Annotated in this window: 17 protein-coding genes and 1 riboswitch; of the genes, 8 read left to right on the top strand and 9 right to left on the bottom strand. The window is 54.5% G+C overall.

From position 1 onward, the window contains the following. Nucleotides 1–9 precede the first annotated feature (9 nt). The 5 genes from KQJ19_RS01760 to ttdA all read right to left on the bottom strand — a co-directional run bounded on the left by KQJ19_RS01760 (nucleotide 10) and on the right by ttdA (nucleotide 4293). Nucleotides 10–312, bottom strand: a complete 303-nt coding sequence (locus KQJ19_RS01760) for an urease subunit gamma (protein ID WP_016154542.1) — start codon at nucleotides 310–312, stop codon at nucleotides 10–12. 10 nt (nucleotides 313–322) lie between these two features. Next, a complete protein-coding gene (locus KQJ19_RS01755) occupies nucleotides 323–1147 on the bottom strand; it encodes an urease accessory protein UreD (RefSeq protein WP_200011998.1) in 825 nt (274 codons plus the stop codon). 123 nt (nucleotides 1148–1270) lie between these two features. Beyond that, nucleotides 1271–2734, bottom strand: coding sequence for an anion permease (locus KQJ19_RS01750; RefSeq protein WP_049283285.1), 1464 nt, complete (start codon nucleotides 2732–2734; stop codon nucleotides 1271–1273). A 48-nt stretch (nucleotides 2735–2782) separates the two neighbouring features. Then, nucleotides 2783–3388 (bottom strand): L(+)-tartrate dehydratase subunit beta, encoded by a 606-nt coding sequence (gene ttdB / locus KQJ19_RS01745; RefSeq protein ID WP_047499219.1) that lies wholly within the window; start codon nucleotides 3386–3388, stop codon nucleotides 2783–2785. Beyond that, nucleotides 3385–4293 (bottom strand): L(+)-tartrate dehydratase subunit alpha, encoded by a 909-nt coding sequence (gene ttdA / locus KQJ19_RS01740; RefSeq protein WP_016154538.1) that lies wholly within the window; start codon nucleotides 4291–4293, stop codon nucleotides 3385–3387. The genes ttdB and ttdA overlap by 4 nt, the downstream gene beginning before the upstream one ends. Nucleotides 4294–4505: 212 nt before the next feature. On the opposite strand from ttdA, the gene KQJ19_RS01735 reads away from it, so the two are divergent. Next, a complete protein-coding gene (locus KQJ19_RS01735; protein ID WP_016154537.1) occupies nucleotides 4506–5447 on the top strand; it encodes a LysR family transcriptional regulator in 942 nt (313 codons plus the stop codon). A 31-nt stretch (nucleotides 5448–5478) separates the two neighbouring features. Here KQJ19_RS01735 and plsY read toward each other — a convergent pair whose 3' ends face one another. After that, nucleotides 5479–6096, bottom strand: a complete 618-nt coding sequence (plsY, locus tag KQJ19_RS01730; protein WP_016154536.1) for a glycerol-3-phosphate 1-O-acyltransferase PlsY — start codon at nucleotides 6094–6096, stop codon at nucleotides 5479–5481. A 106-nt stretch (nucleotides 6097–6202) separates the two neighbouring features. On the opposite strand from plsY, the gene folB reads away from it, so the two are divergent. Together folB and bacA are read left to right on the top strand one after the other, a co-directional pair. Further along, the gene (folB, locus tag KQJ19_RS01725) at nucleotides 6203–6571 is read left to right on the top strand and encodes a bifunctional dihydroneopterin aldolase/7,8-dihydroneopterin epimerase (protein WP_003828442.1); all 369 of its coding nucleotides are present in this window, start codon (nucleotides 6203–6205) and stop codon (nucleotides 6569–6571) included. A gap of 86 nt (nucleotides 6572–6657) precedes the next feature. Next, nucleotides 6658–7476: an undecaprenyl-diphosphate phosphatase gene (gene bacA, locus KQJ19_RS01720; protein WP_016154535.1), complete on the top strand. Its 819-nt coding sequence runs from the start codon at nucleotides 6658–6660 to the stop codon at nucleotides 7474–7476. A gap of 52 nt (nucleotides 7477–7528) precedes the next feature. Here bacA and KQJ19_RS01715 read toward each other — a convergent pair whose 3' ends face one another. Beyond that, on the bottom strand, nucleotides 7529–8764 hold the full coding sequence (locus tag KQJ19_RS01715; protein ID WP_047358654.1) for a multifunctional CCA addition/repair protein: 1236 nt from the start codon (nucleotides 8762–8764) through the stop codon (nucleotides 7529–7531). Between the two features lie 61 nt (nucleotides 8765–8825). Next, complete coding sequence (locus KQJ19_RS01710; RefSeq protein WP_016154533.1) at nucleotides 8826–9446, bottom strand: TIGR04211 family SH3 domain-containing protein; 621 nt, start codon at nucleotides 9444–9446, stop codon at nucleotides 8826–8828. Nucleotides 9447–9687: 241 nt separating this feature from the next. Between KQJ19_RS01710 and KQJ19_RS01705 the strand changes: the two genes are divergently transcribed. From KQJ19_RS01705 to glgS, 4 genes are all read left to right on the top strand, one after another. Then, nucleotides 9688–10989, top strand: a complete 1302-nt coding sequence (locus tag KQJ19_RS01705) for an inorganic triphosphatase (protein ID WP_103767098.1) — start codon at nucleotides 9688–9690, stop codon at nucleotides 10987–10989. 125 nt (nucleotides 10990–11114) lie between these two features. Further along, entirely contained in the window at nucleotides 11115–13955 is a 2841-nt protein-coding gene (gene glnE, locus KQJ19_RS01700; RefSeq protein WP_103767099.1) for a bifunctional [glutamate--ammonia ligase]-adenylyl-L-tyrosine phosphorylase/[glutamate--ammonia-ligase] adenylyltransferase, read from the top strand. 59 nt (nucleotides 13956–14014) lie between these two features. Next, on the top strand, nucleotides 14015–15448 hold the full coding sequence (hldE, locus tag KQJ19_RS01695; RefSeq protein WP_016154530.1) for a bifunctional D-glycero-beta-D-manno-heptose-7-phosphate kinase/D-glycero-beta-D-manno-heptose 1-phosphate adenylyltransferase HldE: 1434 nt from the start codon (nucleotides 14015–14017) through the stop codon (nucleotides 15446–15448). A gap of 307 nt (nucleotides 15449–15755) precedes the next feature. Then, the gene (glgS, locus tag KQJ19_RS01690) at nucleotides 15756–15962 is read left to right on the top strand and encodes a cell surface composition regulator GlgS (protein ID WP_019077704.1); all 207 of its coding nucleotides are present in this window, start codon (nucleotides 15756–15758) and stop codon (nucleotides 15960–15962) included. Nucleotides 15963–15996: 34 nt separating this feature from the next. Here glgS and ubiK read toward each other — a convergent pair whose 3' ends face one another. After that, nucleotides 15997–16293 carry a ubiquinone biosynthesis accessory factor UbiK gene (ubiK, locus tag KQJ19_RS01685; RefSeq protein WP_003024618.1) on the bottom strand — a complete coding sequence of 99 codons (297 nt, stop codon included), beginning with the start codon at nucleotides 16291–16293 and terminating at the stop codon, nucleotides 15997–15999. A 132-nt stretch (nucleotides 16294–16425) separates the two neighbouring features. Beyond that, nucleotides 16426–16575, top strand: a riboswitch (FMN riboswitch). A gap of 106 nt (nucleotides 16576–16681) precedes the next feature. Here ubiK and KQJ19_RS01680 point away from each other — a divergent pair. Next, nucleotides 16682–16839 (top strand): 3,4-dihydroxy-2-butanone-4-phosphate synthase (locus KQJ19_RS01680; protein WP_216403295.1); only part of this gene is annotated, 158 nt, incomplete at its 3' end.

Genomic DNA, 16839 nt, shown 5'->3' with positions numbered 1-16839 from the left:
TGCCGCTCCTTAAACGATCGGGTTGTGGACGGTGACCAGCTTTGATCCGTCCGGAAACGTCGCTTCAACCTGAATATCTGGGATCATCTCCGGAACGCCTTCCATCACTTGATCGCGGCGCAGGACGTGACGCCCGTCTTCCATCAGCGAGGCCACAGTTTGACCATCGCGTGCCCCTTCCATGATGAAAGCGCTAATTAGCGCCACCGATTCCGGATAGTTCAGCTTCAGCCCGCGGGCCAGGCGACGTTCTGCCACCAGCGCGGCGGTAAACAGCAACAGCTTGTCTTTTTCTCTGGGGGTCAGTTCCATACGGGGTCTCTTAGGTTTGCCAGATTCGCGGTAGTACGGGCGGTTTGTGTGTCAAAAGCGGGCGCAGAAATTGCCAAATGTCACGCATAACGCGCTGAACAATCAGGTTGTCGTCGGCAAGAAAGCGGATCGTCAGCAGTGAGTCGTTAAGCGTTGCCCCGGCATAATCGCCAAGCGGCGTCAGCCGCTCGCGCGTGCCTTCCAGCATGTTTTCAGTGGCCGGATAACACAGCAACGTGCCGACCCAGGGATGGTGCGCGACGCCGCTCAGCTCCCCCTTCTGCAACTGCAAGCGCTCTATCAGCAGCGGCTGCCCATTTCGCCACACTTCCAGACGGTTTTGCAGCGTGCCGTGGCTGAAGGACTCCTGCATAACCGGTCGCCCGAGACACAGCAGATCCCAGGCCAGCAGTCGACTCTCCGACGCGATGTGAAAGACGGACTGGATAGTGGCGTTGGCGCCAGGAAAGAGGATCGTATCCTGGGGGAGCCACTCCAGCGTGGCGTGCGGCGCGAGCGTGAAATGTTGGCGCAGCAACGCCTGCGGCCCACCGCTGCGATAAAACTTTCCCGCGCCGGGCTGGGTGATTAACGCATGACTGTTTTCGTTGAGAGTTACGGCAATGTGTAGTTCATCCCCGCCGACGATCCCCGCGGGTGGATGAAGCAAATAGAGGTGGCAGACGTCCTCTTCCGGGTAAAACGGGCGCTGAACCGTCAATGGACCATGATGACGCGCCGAGGCGAGCACCGTGTTGTGCCCAGTGCGGGTGAAATGCAGATCCAGTTCGGCCTGCCAGCCCCGTGTGAGTGTCTCGTGCGCAACCGTGTCCAGAGCGTTTCCCTTATCAGCATGAGGGTGTTTGCATACAAAAAAGTATGCCTCAGCACATCGGGAAATCGATCATATGAGAAGCTTATGGATAAAGGGGCGACAATATGCCGCCCCAATGGGGTTTTACAGTAAAACGAGGGGCATCCAGACCAGACCGGTAATCACCAGCAGCACAAGGAAAATCAGGCCAAAAATAGCACCGAGTCGCCAGTAATCTACCGTCGGCAAATAGCCGCTGCCGTAGTAGATAGGGCTAGGACCGGTGGCATACGGGGTCAGAATGCTGCCGAGACCAATGGCTGCGCCGACCATCAGGCAGAAGACCGGGAGTGGGATTTCCGGCATCGCCAGCGCGGCGGCAATCATCATCGGTGCCAGGGCGGAGGTATACGCCGTGGCGCTGGCAAAGAAGTAGCGCAGCAGATAGAACACCACAATGAGCGCCACCATCACCATCATCGGCGAATAACCGCTCAACCCGTTTGCCAGCAGCTTGCCGAACCAGGTAATAAAACCGGTGTTATTGAGCCCGGTCGCCAGCGTTATCAGCGAGGCCAGCCAGAAAAAGACGTTCCACGCGGCTTTATTACTGACGATGTCATCCCAGCTAATGATGCGCAGTACCAGCATCAACGCCACTACGCTGTATCCGACCATCGCGGCGTCAATGTAATCGCCGCCGAAGATCCACAGCACCAGTGCGCCGACCATCAGCACCAACATCTTTTTCTCGCGTGCGCAGAGCGGTCCCATTGCTTTTAGCTCTGTATCCGCCCAGCGCGGAACCTGATCGCCGGATTTCAGCACCGGTGGATACAACACGTACGCCAGCCAGGGCACAATCAGCACCAGTAAAATACTCAGCGGCAGCATGCCTAAGAACCAGTCGCCCCAGCTCAGCGCCGTGTGGGACGCGCCTTTCATCAGGCCGATTAACAGCAGGTTCGGCGCCATCGCCGTTAAGAAAATGGCGCTGGTGACGCAGTCGGCGACAATGCCCATCCACATAATGTACGAGCCAATGGAGCGAGAACTGGCGCTATTGGGCTGCGAGTTATACAGCGGCGGCAGGTTGCGGATAATCGGGTAGATTATTCCGGCCCCGCGCGCGGAGTTGGACGGCGTGACGGGAGCGAGGATAAGTTCAGAGAACATCACCGCATAGCCGAGAAACAGCGTCCGGTGCCCCATCTTTTTCACCAGCATCAGCGCGATACGCCGACCGAGCCCGGTTTTCTCATAGCCGGTACCAAACATAAAGGCCGCGAAGATAAGCCAGATTACCGAGTTTGAAAAACCAGAGACCGCCCATGACAGCGATTTGGCGGTAAATTTAAAACCGTCCTGCGCGAGTTGCTCCGGGCTGAACAGCAGCCACGGTGAAAGGACGGCGATGATCGAAATGCCAATCATCGCCACCACCGCGCCCGGTACAGGTTCCAGAATAAGCCCCACAATCACACCGGTAAAAACGGCAAAATAGAGCCAGGTGTGGCTCTCAAGGCCGTTGGGGACGGGCAGTACAGCAATAATGGCGATGACCACCAGCGGAGCCAGGTATCGCCACCAACCAGCTAAAGGTGCCATTGTTGTATCCCTACGAAAAGGGAGAGGCGCAGCGCCTCTCTGGGAGGGTTATTTGATGTAGTGCACGTGCTCGCAGATTTCATCGACGATAGGATCGCGACGTTCAGCGAACAGCTTTTTGTTTTCGGCGATCAGGTTATTGCCGTGGGTATCGATGGAAACGATCAGCGGGCCGAACTCTTTAACCCGACATACCCACAGGGATTCCGGCATGCCAAGTTCGGTCCAGTGTACCTCTTCGATCTCTTCAACCTGGGTTGCCGCCACGACCGCACAACCTGCCGGGAAGATTACGTGCAGCGCTTTAAACTGCTTGCAGCCTGCTTCCGTTAGCGGTCCCATGCCGCCCTTGCCGACCACCAGTTTGACGCCCGTCTGCTCGATAAAGTCTTTCTCAAACGCTTCCATACGCATGCTGGTGGTTGGGCCAACGGAGACCATCTCCCATTTTTCACTGTTCTTACGTACGATGGGCCCCGCGTGGAAAATGGCTTTGCCGTTCAGGTCATAAGGAATCGGGCGCTTCAGTTCGATCAGGCGGCGGTGACACACGTCACGGCAGGTCACCAGCGTACCGGTCAGGTAGATGACATCGCCAACGCGAATGTCGGCCAGATCTTCGGCTTTGATCGGGGTTGTGAGGATCTTTTTCATAACGCGCTCCGGGTGTGAGACAGGTTTTCGAAGGAGAGGTCAGCATGAACCAACAGCGTGCCGCGACGGTGTGCCCAGCAGCCGGTAGAAACGGCAACGCCGATAGTCGACGGATGGCGTGCGGCGGATTCGATATGCACGCCCATCACCGAGCTATTCCCGGTCAACCCTTGCGGGCCAATGCCCAGACGGTTCAGCCCTTCTTCAAGACGCAGTTCCAGTTCGGCCGCTTTTGGATTCGGATGACGTGATCCGATAGGACGTAGTACTGCTTTACGAGAAAGGACTGCGGCGGTTTCCACGGAGGTGGCAATACCTACGCCCACCAGCACCGGCGGGCAAGCGTTGACTGCCAACGTGGAGATATTTTCGAAGACAAATTTCACCACGCCCTCGTAGCCTTCAGAAGGCATTAACACTTTCGAACGTCCCGGCAGCGTACAACCGCCGCCTGCCATGTAGACTTCGATTTCCGCGTCGTCGTTATCAGGGATGATGTCCCAGGTGACCCACGGCACACCGGTACCGGTATTTTTGCCGGTATTCACTTCGTCAAAAATCTCGACCGCGTTATGGCGCAGCGGCGCTTTTACCGTGGCGTCTTCAACGGCCTGTTTCAGGATGCTTTGCAGTTCGCCCAGCAGCGGAAAACGGGAGCCGACCTTCACAAAGAACATAATCTCGCCGGTGTCCTGACAGGCCGGACGGTTCAGGTCGATAGCTTTCTGCATGTTGTCAAACATGGTGTGGTAGATGATTTTACCCATCGGCGAAGTTTCGCCTTCACGCAGCTGTTTTAATTTATCTACGACGTCGTCAGGCATGCGGGTAGAAATCATGGCGGTAAAATCGGCGACAATGTTTGTCAGCGTAGTTATCGCATTTTGGTTATTTTGATTGCTCATCTTGTTAACTCCAGTTCTTTTATTTATCTGGAAATAAATTCTCCGCCACAAACTACCACTAAAAATGTGGGTTTATATTATTTGCCACTGTGAATATCCAATTAACAGATCGTGAATGATGTTCAGATAAGCAATAAAAATTGCGCAAAGGCAGGGTTTAATACGCATGAGGGAATTACACTGCAGTTAACAACTTTACGGATATACCGATCATGCTGAACACGTATCCCCTCGCGAAAGACCTGCAGGTCCTGGTTGAAATTGTTCATAGCGGCAGCTTCAGTGCCGCCGCCGCGGCGCTGGGCCAAACGCCCGCGTTTGTGACGAAACGCATTCAGATCCTTGAGTCCACGCTGGGGACGACGCTGCTAAGCCGCTCCGCGCGCGGCGTGACACTCACGGAGAGTGGTCAACGTTGTTATGAACATGCGCAGGCTATTCTTGCGGGCTATCAGCATCTGGTCGATGACGTCACGCAACTCAAAACACGCCCGGCAGGGATGATTCGTATCGGCTGTAGCTTTGGCTTTGGGCGCAGTTATATTGCACCGGCTATTACCGAACTGATGCATAGCTATCCTGAATTACAGGTGCATTTTGAACTTTACGATCGGCAAATTGATTTGGCGCAGGATAATATCGATTTGGATATTCGTATTAATGACGAGATTCCGGATTATTATATTGCGCATTTGTTAACGAAAAATAGAAGAATATTATGTGCAGCGCCGACGTATTTACAAAAATATGGTGAGCCGACAACGCTGCAGGAATTAAGTCGTCATGATTGCTTGGTCACTAAAGAACGCGATATGACCCACGGGGTGTGGGAGCTGGATAACGGCCAGGAGAAAAAGTCGGTCAAGGTGGCGGGACATCTCTCCTCTAACAGCGGCGAGATTGTGTTGCAGTGGGCGCTACAGGGAAAAGGGATTATGCTGCGTTCCGAATGGGACCTGCAGCCGTTTCTGGCAAGCGGTGAACTGGTGCGCGTGCTGCCGGACTATGCGCAAAGCGCCAATATCTGGGCGGTTTATCAGGAGCCGCTGTACCGCAGCGTGAAGCTTCGGGTGTGCGTGGAGTTTCTGGCGACGTGGTGCCAGCACCGATTAGGCAAACCGGTGGAGGGGTATCACATTCCCCACGCCGGATAAGACGCTGTTGCGTCGCTATCCGACATTAAAATCACTCTGGGTCTCTTTCGCGTTTTTTCTTCAGCTTGGTCCAAATCTTTGGCTCCTGACGACGCCACAGACGCTGAATGTTGTCATGGTGGCGTAACAGAATTAAGCACGACAGCATGGACACCGGGAAAGTGAACTGGGGATTGAACCACCAGACGTAAAAGGGGGCGATCAGCGCGCTGACGATAGCACCTAATGATGAATAGCCGCTTAATAAGACGGTCAGCAGCCAGGTTCCGGCCATCACGCCGGTTAAATCCCAACCAATCGGCGCAATTGCGCCAAAGGCGGTGGCAACGCCTTTCCCACCTTTAAAGCCGAAGAAGACCGGCCAAATGTGACCCAGACAGGCGGCGATCGCGATCAATCCCAGCCAGAAGGGGCTAATGCCTAGCGCATAGGCACCCCAGACGGGTAACATACCTTTCAGGACGTCGAAAATCAGCACCGCGACGGCGGCTCCTTTGCCACCGATGCGCAATACGTTTGTCGCGCCCGGATTCCCAGATCCGCTGTCACGCGGGTCCGGTAATCCAGCAAGGCGGCATACCAGAATAGCACTGGAAATTGAGCCACAGAGGTACGCGAAGATAATCATTCCAGGCGCGATTGCACTCATAAGCTGTTCCGTTTTGAAAATGTCGTGTAAAACGCTACTTCTGTGGATAATACGCATATTTCGCCGGAAGTGGTATCCGGGTTAGCCAAAAAGCAGGCAGGTCGTGATGGATATTGTATTTATAGAGCAACTTTCTGTAATCACCACTATTGGTGTTTACGACTGGGAACAAACGATCGAACAACAGTTGGTGTTCGATATCGAAATGGCGTGGGATAACCGTAAATCGGCTAAAAGCGATGATGTGGCTGATTGCCTGAGCTATGCTGATATTGCTCAAACGGTTGTTAATCATGTGGAAGGCGGGCGCTTTGCGCTGGTCGAACGCGTGGCGGAAGAAGTGGCGGATCTGCTGCTTAGCCGTTTTAATTCTCCATGGGTGCGGATCAAACTCAGTAAACCTGGCGCGGTAGCCCGTGCGGCGAACGTCGGGGTTATCATTGAGCGTGGCAATAATCTGAAAGAAAATAATTAAAATAATAATATCTAAACCAAACGGGTATAAAAGGGTCTTTATGTCGGCTCGTTTTCGCCGTGGTTTATCTATCTAGAGGTTCATTAATGAGTGATATGCACTCGCTGCTGGTGGCGGCAATTTTGGGTGTGGTCGAAGGATTGACGGAGTTTTTACCCGTTTCCAGTACCGGCCATATGATTATTGTTGGCCACTTGTTGGGTTTTGAGGGTGACACCGCAAAAACATTTGAGGTGGTTATCCAGTTGGGCTCTATCCTGGCGGTCGTGGTGATGTTCTGGCGACGCCTGTTTGGCCTGATTGGCATTCACTTCGGTAAGGTCCCACATGAAGGCACTGGCAAAGGTCGGCTGACGCTGGGCCATATCCTGTTGGGGATGGTTCCTGCCGTCGTACTGGGACTGATTTTCCACGACATCATCAAATCTCTGTTTAACCCGATCAACGTCATGTATGCGCTGGTGGTAGGGGGCGTGCTGCTGATTGCCGCAGAATGCCTGAAGCCGAAAGAGCCGCGTGCGCCGGGTCTGGATGATATGACTTATCGCCAGGCGTTTATGATTGGCTGTTTCCAGTGTCTGGCGCTGTGGCCGGGTTTTTCTCGTTCCGGGGCGACGATTTCTGGCGGTATGCTGATGGGAGTAAGCCGTTACGCGGCCTCCGAATTCTCCTTCCTGCTGGCCGTGCCGATGATGATGGGCGCAACGGCGCTGGATCTCTACAAAAGCTGGACGTTCCTCAGCGCATCAGATATTCCGATGTTTGCAGTTGGTTTCGTGACGGCGTTTATCGTGGCGTTGGTGGCGATCAAAACCTTCCTACAGCTGATTAAGCGCATCTCGTTTATTCCGTTTGCGATTTACCGCTTTATTGTGGCGGCTGCCGTTTACGTCGTGTTCTTCTGATTTTACTAGCTTGCCGGATAGCGGCGTTAACGCTTATCCGGCAATGCTCTGTCTACGCTTTCGGGCAACGTTGTTCTTTCCAGTCGGCCACCGCCGCGATCCGACGCCGGGTCAGTTCCTCGCGAATAGCCTGACCTTTGAATCCCGCCTCAACGACGTCTTTCGTTGGTACCGCCTGCGCAACCTGCCAGGCTTCACGCAACAGCCTGCCTTGTGGATAATCCGCCGCTTCAAAACCGGTTCGCCCACGCACGTCGGCCTCGCTGGTTAGGGCGATTTGCTCCACGCGCTGCGGTTTGCGCCAGGCATCGATGGAATCAAACAGCTTAACGATGGTTTTCGGCTGCAGGATCGGGAAGGTATGAATGAGGTCGTGGAACTCGGCTACCAGTTTGGCTAAATCACGGATGTCATTCGGCACGCGCAGGCGTTGGCACAGTTGCTCGACCAGCTTCACGCCAGCCGGACCGTGACCGTGGTGGCGTGGCCACAGCGCTTTTGGCGTCAATGCCTTGCCAAGATCGTGGCACAGCGTGGCAAAACGCACGTCGACCTCCGGACTTAACATGGCCGCCATCGACAGCGTCATCAGCGTGTGAATACCGGTATCAATTTCCGGATGCCATTGCGCGGGCGCGGGAACGCCAAACAGGGCATCTACTTCCGGAAACAGGACGTGCAGTGCGCCGCAGTCGCGCAGGACCTGAAAAAATACCTGTGGGTTGCGGGTGGTTAAAGCACCTTCTGTTTCTTTCCACACCCGCTCTGGCGTCAGGTGCTCCAGTTCCCCTGCGGCGTTCATATCGCGCATCAGCGTCATGGTTTCTTCAGCGATACGAAAACCGAGGTGCGCATAGCGGGCAGCAAAGCGCGCCACGCGCAGCACGCGCAATGGATCTTCGCTAAAGGCGGGGGACACATGGCGTAGCAGACGGTTTTCCAGATCGTCGCGTCCGTTATACGGATCGATAATCTCGCCGTCGTCATCGCGGGCCATTGCGTTGATGGTCAGATCGCGACGCTGAAGATCGGCCTCCAGCGTCACATCCGGCGCGGCGTAGCAGGTGAATCCGGTATACCCCGAGCCTGATTTGCGTTCGGTACGCGCCAGCGCATACTCTTCCCGGGTTTGCGGATGCAGAAACACGGGAAAATCGCGGCCTACCTGCTGGTAGCCCGCGTCGAGCATCTCTTGCGGCGTGGCGCCGACAACAACCCAATCTTTATCTTTAATCGGTAGCCCTAATAACGCATCCCGAACAGCACCACCGACCAGATAAATCTTCACGCCACTTTCCTTTTGAAATTATGATCCCTTAATCATATGTCAGTGCGGCGGAGAAGGCGATTCAGTTCATCCAGCGATCTTTGCGTTTACGGCTGGGGATCATGTGTGGCAGAACCAGGCCGAGCAACAAACCAAGACCTAGCACGCCGCCGCCGTACATAAACCACTGCATGATGATGGTGCGCTGTTTGTCATCAAGCTGAAGGTTGGCTGCGCTGACCTTCTTTTGCGCCACGATAAGCTCGTTCCTCAGCTTCTGGTTTTCTTGTTTCAGCCCGTCGATTACGCTGTCGCTTTGCGACACTTTTTGCTGCATATCGGCGGTGCGCTGATTCCACGTGGTGTCGATATTATTGAGCTTATCGGTCAAGGTCTTGACCTGGTTTTCCAGATCGGGAACGCGGGTACGCAGGCTCGGCGTACTGTTCAGCTCTTTCAGTGGGATCCAGGCGGTACGTCCGGTGCTGTCTTTCACCTGGGCGTAGTTAGTGTTGGCATCGGTCTGTAATAGCGTGACTTCCTCGCCGGCGTTAACCGTACCCACGAGGCGATAATTATCTCCCGGACCGCTGCGGACCCAGGTGTTCAGTTCGTCAGAAACATAGCGCTTTTCTTCGGCATGAGAGACTGCAGTGGCGCTAAGTGCGAGTAAAGTTAATCCAATCAGGCGTAATTTTGGCATCAGGCTGTCGTTATTGTCATAGAAAGTGGAACGATAGTAGTGGCATCAGTGTCTCTACGCAAAGCATTCGACATCAATCGGAATCATCTGTGTCCTTTTTGCCACCACTCGAAACTTTTACGCCCGTCAAATTGCTCGTTGCATGGCAATTTGGCGCAAAATACTATCTACTGACCATAAAGAACGAGCTTAGTTCGCAGTCAGTTTTCTCAACTGTGACATAACCCATAAGTACAAGACCATGGCCCAGGAAATCGAATTAAAATTTATCGTCAATAGTGACGCTGTAGATGCGCTACGTGAACGTCTGAATACGCTGGGGGGAGAGCATCATGCGCCCAGCCAGTTGCTGAATATCTACTACGAAACGCCCGATGCGTGGCTGCGTGGTCACGATATGGGGCTGCGTATTCGCGGTGAGAACGGTCATTACGAAATGACCATGAAAATTGCCGGACGAGTGACGGGTGGCCTGCATCAGCGGCCGGAGTTTAACGTTGCGCTGAACGCGCCAGAGTTGGATCTCTCCCTGTTTCCAACGGAAGTCTGGCCTGATGGCGAACTGCCCGCTGAACTTGCCTCTCAGGTACAGCCGCTCTTCAGCACCGATTTTTACCGTGAGAAATGGCACCTTGATATCGACGGTAGCCGCATTGAAATGGCCCTCGATCTTGGGGAAGTGAAAGCGGGCGAGTTGGCTGAACCTATCTGTGAGCTTGAACTGGAGCTGTTAAGCGGCGATACCCGTGTGGTATTGAAGCTGGCAAACCAGCTGGTATCGCAAACCGGTTTACGCCAGGGCAGCCTGAGTAAAGCGGCGCGCGGCTATCATCTGGCTCAGGGGAATGCACCGCGTGAACTCAAACCGACGCGCATTTTGAAGGTTCCGGCAAAAGCGAGTATTGAGCAAGGGCTGGAAGCGGCGCTGGAGCTGGCATTATCACAGTGGCAGTACCATGAAGAGCTGTGGGTGCGCGGCGTCAAAGGGGCGAAAGCCGAGGTGCTGGCTGCGATGGGCCTGGTGCGTCACATTCTGATGCTGTTTGGCGGTAATGTGCCGAGAAAAGCGAGTGCTCACTTACGTGATTTGCTGACCCAGTCGGAAGCGATCATTGCGTCTGACGTTTCTGCCGTTTCCGCGGTTTACAGCACGCAAACGGCGATGGCCAAGCTGGCGCTGACCGAATGGCTGGTGACCAAAGGGTGGCAGCCGTTCCTTGATGCGAAGGCGCAGGCTAAAATAGCCGACTCCTTTAAGCGTTTCTCGGATACCCATCTCTCGCGCCATGCCGCTGAATTGAAAACAGCTTTTGCTCAGCCGCTGGGCGATCAGTACGCCGATCAACTTCCGCGCCTGACGCGCAATATTGATAGCATGCTGATGCTGGCGGGATACTACGACGAAAATGTCGCATCGGAATGGATCGCCACCTGGCAGGGTTTACGTCACGCCATTGCGTCTAACCAATACATTGAAATTGAACACTTCCGCAACGAGGCGATTGCTTTGGAACCGTTCTGGCTGCACAGCGGAAAACGATAATCAGGGTGAGGCCGGGATGCCTGATGGCGCTGCGCTTATCAGGCTTACGCGATGGGCGAAAGCGTCATGCAGGCTGGATAAGGCAACATGCCGCTGCCCGGTACTATTCAAAGGATAATCCATAAATGAAGCAGCTCTCTTCACCGTTACAGCAGTACTGGCCGACCGTTGTTGAGCGGCTGCCAGCAGCAATATCTGAGTCCTCGCTTAGCATTCAGGCGAAGTCAGTGCTTACATTCAGTGATTTTTTTCGCGACAGCATTATTGCCCATCCCGAATGGCTGGTCGGACTGGAAAGCACGCCACCCGAGGCGGATGAATGGCAACACTATGCTGATTGGTTACAGCAAGTATTGGTCGACGTTAGCGACGAAAACACGCTGATGCGTGAGCTGCGCCTGTTTCGCCGTCGCATCATGGTGCGTATCGCCTGGGCGCAGACGCTGTCGCTGGTGACGGAAGAGAGTATCTTGCAGCAGCTAAGCCATTTGGCTGAAACGTTGATCGTCGCCGCGCGTGACTGGTTATACGCCGCCTGCTGTCGTGAATGGGGTACGCCCTGTAATCCACAAGGTGTTGCGCAACCGCTGCTGATTTTAGGCATGGGGAAACTGGGTGGCGGCGAACTGAATTTTTCCTCTGATATCGATCTGATTTTTGCCTGGCCGGAGCACGGCAGTACGCAGGGTGGACGTCGCGAGCTGGATAACGCGCAGTTCTTTACCCGTATGGGCCAGCGGCTCATCAAAGTGCTGGATCAGCCCACAATGGATGGATTTGTCTATCGGGTGGATATGCGTTTACGCCCGTTTGGCGACAGCGGCCCGCTGGTGCTGAGCTTCTCCGCGCTGGAGGATTATTACCAGGAACAAGGGCGCGACTGGGAACGCTATGCGATGGTCAAGGCCCGCATTATGGGCGATTGCGACGGTACTTACGTCAGTGAGCTTCGCGCTATGCTGCGGCCTTTTGTCTTCCGCCGCTATATTGATTTCAGCGTGATCCAGTCTCTGCGTAACATGAAAGGAATGATTGCCCGCGAAGTGCGCCGCCGTGGTCTGAAAGACAACATTAAGTTGGGCGCGGGCGGTATTCGTGAAATCGAATTTATCGTGCAGGTATTCCAGCTTATTCGCGGTGGGCGCGAGCCGTCATTGCAATCCCGCTCGCTGTTACCCACGCTCAGCGCCATCAATGCGTTGCACCTGCTGTCAGACACCGACGCGGAACAACTGCGCGCAGCCTATCTCTATTTACGTCGTCTGGAGAACCTGCTGCAAAGTATCAATGATGAGCAGACCCAGACGTTGCCAGGCGATGAACTGAATCGCGCGCGGCTGGCGTGGGGGATGAACGTCGATGACTGGCAGCAGCTAACCGATGTGCTGGCCAGTCATATGGACAACGTGCGCCGGGTGTTTAACGAGTTGATTGGCGATGACGAAGCAGAAACCCAGGAAGAGTCGCTCTCAGAACAGTGGCGTGAACTGTGGCAGGACGCATTACAGGAAGATGACACCACGCCGGTGCTGACGCATCTGGCGGATGACGATCGCCGGCGCGTGCTGTCTCTGATTGCCGATTTTCGCAAAGAGCTGGATAAACGCACCATTGGCCCACGCGGACGCCAGGTGCTGGATCACTTAATGCCGCATCTGCTGAGCGATGTCTGTTCGCGTGACGACGCCTCAGTCCCGCTGTCACGCATCACACCGCTGCTGGTAGGCATTGTGACCCGTACGACCTATCTGGAGCTGCTGAGCGAATTCCCCGGAGCGCTTAAGCATCTGATTTCGTTATGTGCCGCCTCGCCGATGATCGCCAGCCAGCTGGCGCGGTATCCGCTGTTGCTCGATGAACTGCTGGATCCGAACACCTTGTATCAACCCACCGCGACGGATGCCTACCGTGATGAACTGCGCCAGTATTTGCTGCGCGTGCCGGAAGATGACGAAGAGCAGCAGTTGGAAGCGCTGCGTCAGTTTAAGCAAACGCAGTTGCTGCGCATTGCCGCGGCAGATATCGCTGGTACGCTGCCGGTGATGAAGGTGAGCGACCACTTAACCTGGCTGGCGGAAGCTATTATTGATGCGGTAGTCCAGCAGGCGTGGATGCAGATGGTCGCTCGCTACGGGCAACCCACCCATCTTGACGAGCGCGAGGGGCGCGGTTTTGCCGTCGTCGGGTATGGCAAACTGGGCGGCTGGGAGCTGGGCTACAGTTCGGATCTTGATTTGATCTTCCTGCATGACTGTCCTATGGACGTGATGACGGATGGTGAGCGTGAGATTGACGGGCGACAGTTCTATTTGCGTCTGTCGCAGCGCATTATGCACCTTTTCAGCACCCGCACCTCATCCGGTATTTTGTATGAAGTGGATGCGCGGTTGCGTCCGTCCGGCGCGGCGGGAATGCTGGTGACATCAACCGAGGCTTTCGCTGATTACCAGCGCAACGAAGCCTGGACGTGGGAGCATCAGGCGCTGGTGCGCGCTCGAGTGGTGTACGGCGACCCACGGTTGACCTCTCAGTTTGATGCGATTCGTCGCGATATCATGACCCTCGTCCGCGATGCGAAAACCTTGCAGACCGATGTGCGCGAAATGCGTGAGAAAATGCGGGCCCATTTGGGCAATAAGCATCGCGATCGTTTTGATATCAAAGCGGATGAAGGCGGCATCACCGACATTGAGTTTATTACGCAATACCTGGTGCTGCGCTATGCGCATGAAAAACCGAAGCTGACGCGCTGGTCGGATAACGTACGCATTCTGGAGTTACTGGCGCAAAACGACATTATGGATGAGCAGGAAGCGCAGGCGCTTACCCGTGCTTATACGACGCTGCGCGATGAACTTCATCATCTTGCATTGCAGGAACTTCCGGGCCATGTGGCGCCGGAGCACTTCGACGCTGAACGTACGCTGGTGCGTGACAGCTGGCAGAAGTGGCTGGTTGCCGAGTGAAGTGTGCTATTATCGCGCGCAAATTTTAAGACCCTCAGAGAATCTCTCAGGAGACAGGAATGAAAGTAACGCTGCCAGAGTTTGAACGTGCAGGAGTCATGGTTGTCGGTGATGTGATGCTAGATCGCTACTGGTACGGTCCTACCAGCCGTATTTCACCTGAAGCGCCGGTTCCGGTGGTGAAGGTTGATACCATTGAAGAACGTCCCGGTGGCGCAGCAAACGTGGCGATGAACATTGCCTCTCTGGGAGCGAATTCGCGTCTGGTCGGCCTGACTGGGATTGACGACGCGGCGCGTGCGCTGAGCAAAACGCTGGCGGATGTGAACGTAAAATGTGACTTCGTTTCTGTGCCAACTCATCCGACGATCACCAAACTGCGCGTGCTTTCCCGCAACCAGCAACTGATTCGCCTGGATTTCGAAGAAGGTTTTGAAGGCGTGGATCCGCAGCCACTGCATGAGCGTATTAACCAGGCTCTGGGCTCCATTGGCGCTTTGGTGCTCTCCGATTACGCCAAAGGCGCGCTGGCAAGCGTGCAGCAGATGATTGCTCTGGCGCGTAAGGCTGGGGTGCCGGTGCTTATCGATCCGAAAGGGACCGATTTTGAACGCTATCGTGGCGCAACGCTGCTGACGCCGAATTTGTCTGAATTTGAAGCGGTGGCCGGTAAGTGCAAAAGCGAAGATGAACTGGTTGAGCGCGGCATGAAAGTGATTGCAGATTTCGACCTTTCCGCGCTGCTGATCACGCGTTCCGAACAGGGTATGACGCTGCTGCAACCGGGCAAATCGCCACTGCATATGCCGACGCAGGCGCAGGAAGTGTATGACGTGACGGGGGCGGGCGATACGGTGATCGGCGTGCTGGCAGCGACGCTGGCGGCGGGGAACACTCTGGAAGAGGCGTGCTATTTTGCTAATGCCGCAGCGGGTGTTGTCGTCGGTAAACTGGGGACTTCCACCGTTTCCCCGATTGAACTGGAAAACGCCGTGCGCGGTCGGGCCGACACTGGCTTTGGCGTGATGAGCGAGTCTGAGCTGAAACAGGCCGTAGCCAGCGCCCGCAAGCGCGGTGAGAAAGTGGTGATGACCAACGGCGTGTTCGACATCCTGCATGCGGGCCACGTTTCCTATCTGGCGAATGCGCGCAAGCTGGGCGATCGTCTGATCGTGGCGGTAAACAGCGATGCTTCGACCAAACGTCTGAAAGGCGAAACGCGTCCGGTCAACCCGCTGGAACAGCGCATGATCGTGCTGGGCGCGCTGGAAGCCGTCGACTGGGTGGTCTCTTTTGAAGAAGACACACCACAGCGTCTGATTGCCGGGATCCTGCCGGATCTGCTGGTAAAAGGCGGCGACTATAAGCCGGAAGATATTGCCGGCAGCAAAGAAGTGTGGGCGAACGGCGGTGAAGTGCTGGTGCTGAACTTTGAAGATGGCTGCTCAACGACCAATATCATCAAGAAGATCCAAAAAGACAGCGATAAATAACAAATGCTGGAAACGTATCGAACTTTTGGATTCGATACGTTTCTTGCTATTGATGCTGCTGTTTTCTTCAACCCAGAGTAAAGGAATAAGGGGAGAGGGGATTTCTCCCCCCGATTTACTTTTACATGACGTCACAATAAGCGTGCGTCACGCTGACCTTAAATCCGACCCCTCTTAGATTTCGTGGGAAACTGTGAACCAACGCAGTGGGTTTGCGCACAATATGTACAGAATAACTTCGCATCCAGGGAAATACTGAAATTAGAAAAAGCATATGGCCTTAACAGATATTCAATAACTGGAGGGTATGCTCATGAACAGCAATATGTATTCAATGAACAATTTCGATTTCCTGGCCCGTAGTTTTGCCAGGATGCAAGCTGAGGGCCATCCCGTAGATATCCAGGCGATAACTGGGAATATGGATGAAGAACATCGTAGCTGGTTTTGCAAACGCTATGCGCTGTACTGCCAGCAGGCGACGGAGGCCAGGAAGCTAGAACTGGAACACTAACAGAAAAAACGGGCCTTGCGGCCCGTTGTCGTTTTTACTCTTGCGGATCGACTGACGGGATCGCGGGAGCAGGTTTAACTTCTGCCGTTTTTTCACGCGATTCCAGCTCAGTCAGACGTTGCTCAAGCAGCGCCAGCTTTTCACGGGTACGCAGCAAAACCTGAGTCTGTACATCAAACTCTTCACGGCTTACCAGATCCAGACGGGTCAGCTGTGACTGCAGCGTTTGACGAATTTTCTTCTCGACGTCTTCGCCAAACTCGCGGATCCCTTTCGGCATCGACTCGTGAACCTGACGAGCAATTTGCTCAATTTTTTTCGGGTCAATCATTGTGGTTTCCCTGAACTGGTACGTGTTGTTGCCTATTGTAGTGCGAACTGGCACAGGCATAAACCAGAATTGTGTGAAGCTAAGACGAGCAAAGGCGTTGATGAAGGTAATCAATAGCGTTATAGTTAACCCGCTTATTCTCAGGGCGGGGCGAAATTCCCCACCGGCGGTAAATCAACTCAGGTTGAAAGCCCGCGAGCGCTTTGGGTGCAAACTCAAAGGTCAGCAGATCCGGTGTAATTCCGGGGCCGACGGTTAGAGTCCGGATGGGAGAGAGTAACGATCCAGTCGGGCATGGACCCGCTCACGTTATTTTTTTGCCGCTTAGACGGTACTCCTAAGACTGCCCTGATTCTGGTAACCATAATTTTAGTGAGGTTTTTTTACCATGAATCAGACGCTACTTTCCTCTTTTGGTACGCCTTTCGAACGTGTTGAACTTGCGCTGTCTGCGCTGCGTGAAGGACGCGGTGTGATGGTGCTTGACGACGAAGATCGTGAAAACGAAGGCGATATGATTTTCCCGGCAGAAACCATGACCGTTGA

Origin of the sequence: Citrobacter sp. S46_ASV_140, from assembly GCF_018919545.1 — a bacterium.
In the GTDB taxonomy this organism is placed as follows: Bacteria; Pseudomonadota; Gammaproteobacteria; order Enterobacterales; family Enterobacteriaceae; genus Citrobacter; species Citrobacter braakii.
Note: the sequence above shows the minus strand (reverse complement) of the source record. Positions and strands in the feature narration are given on the sequence as shown.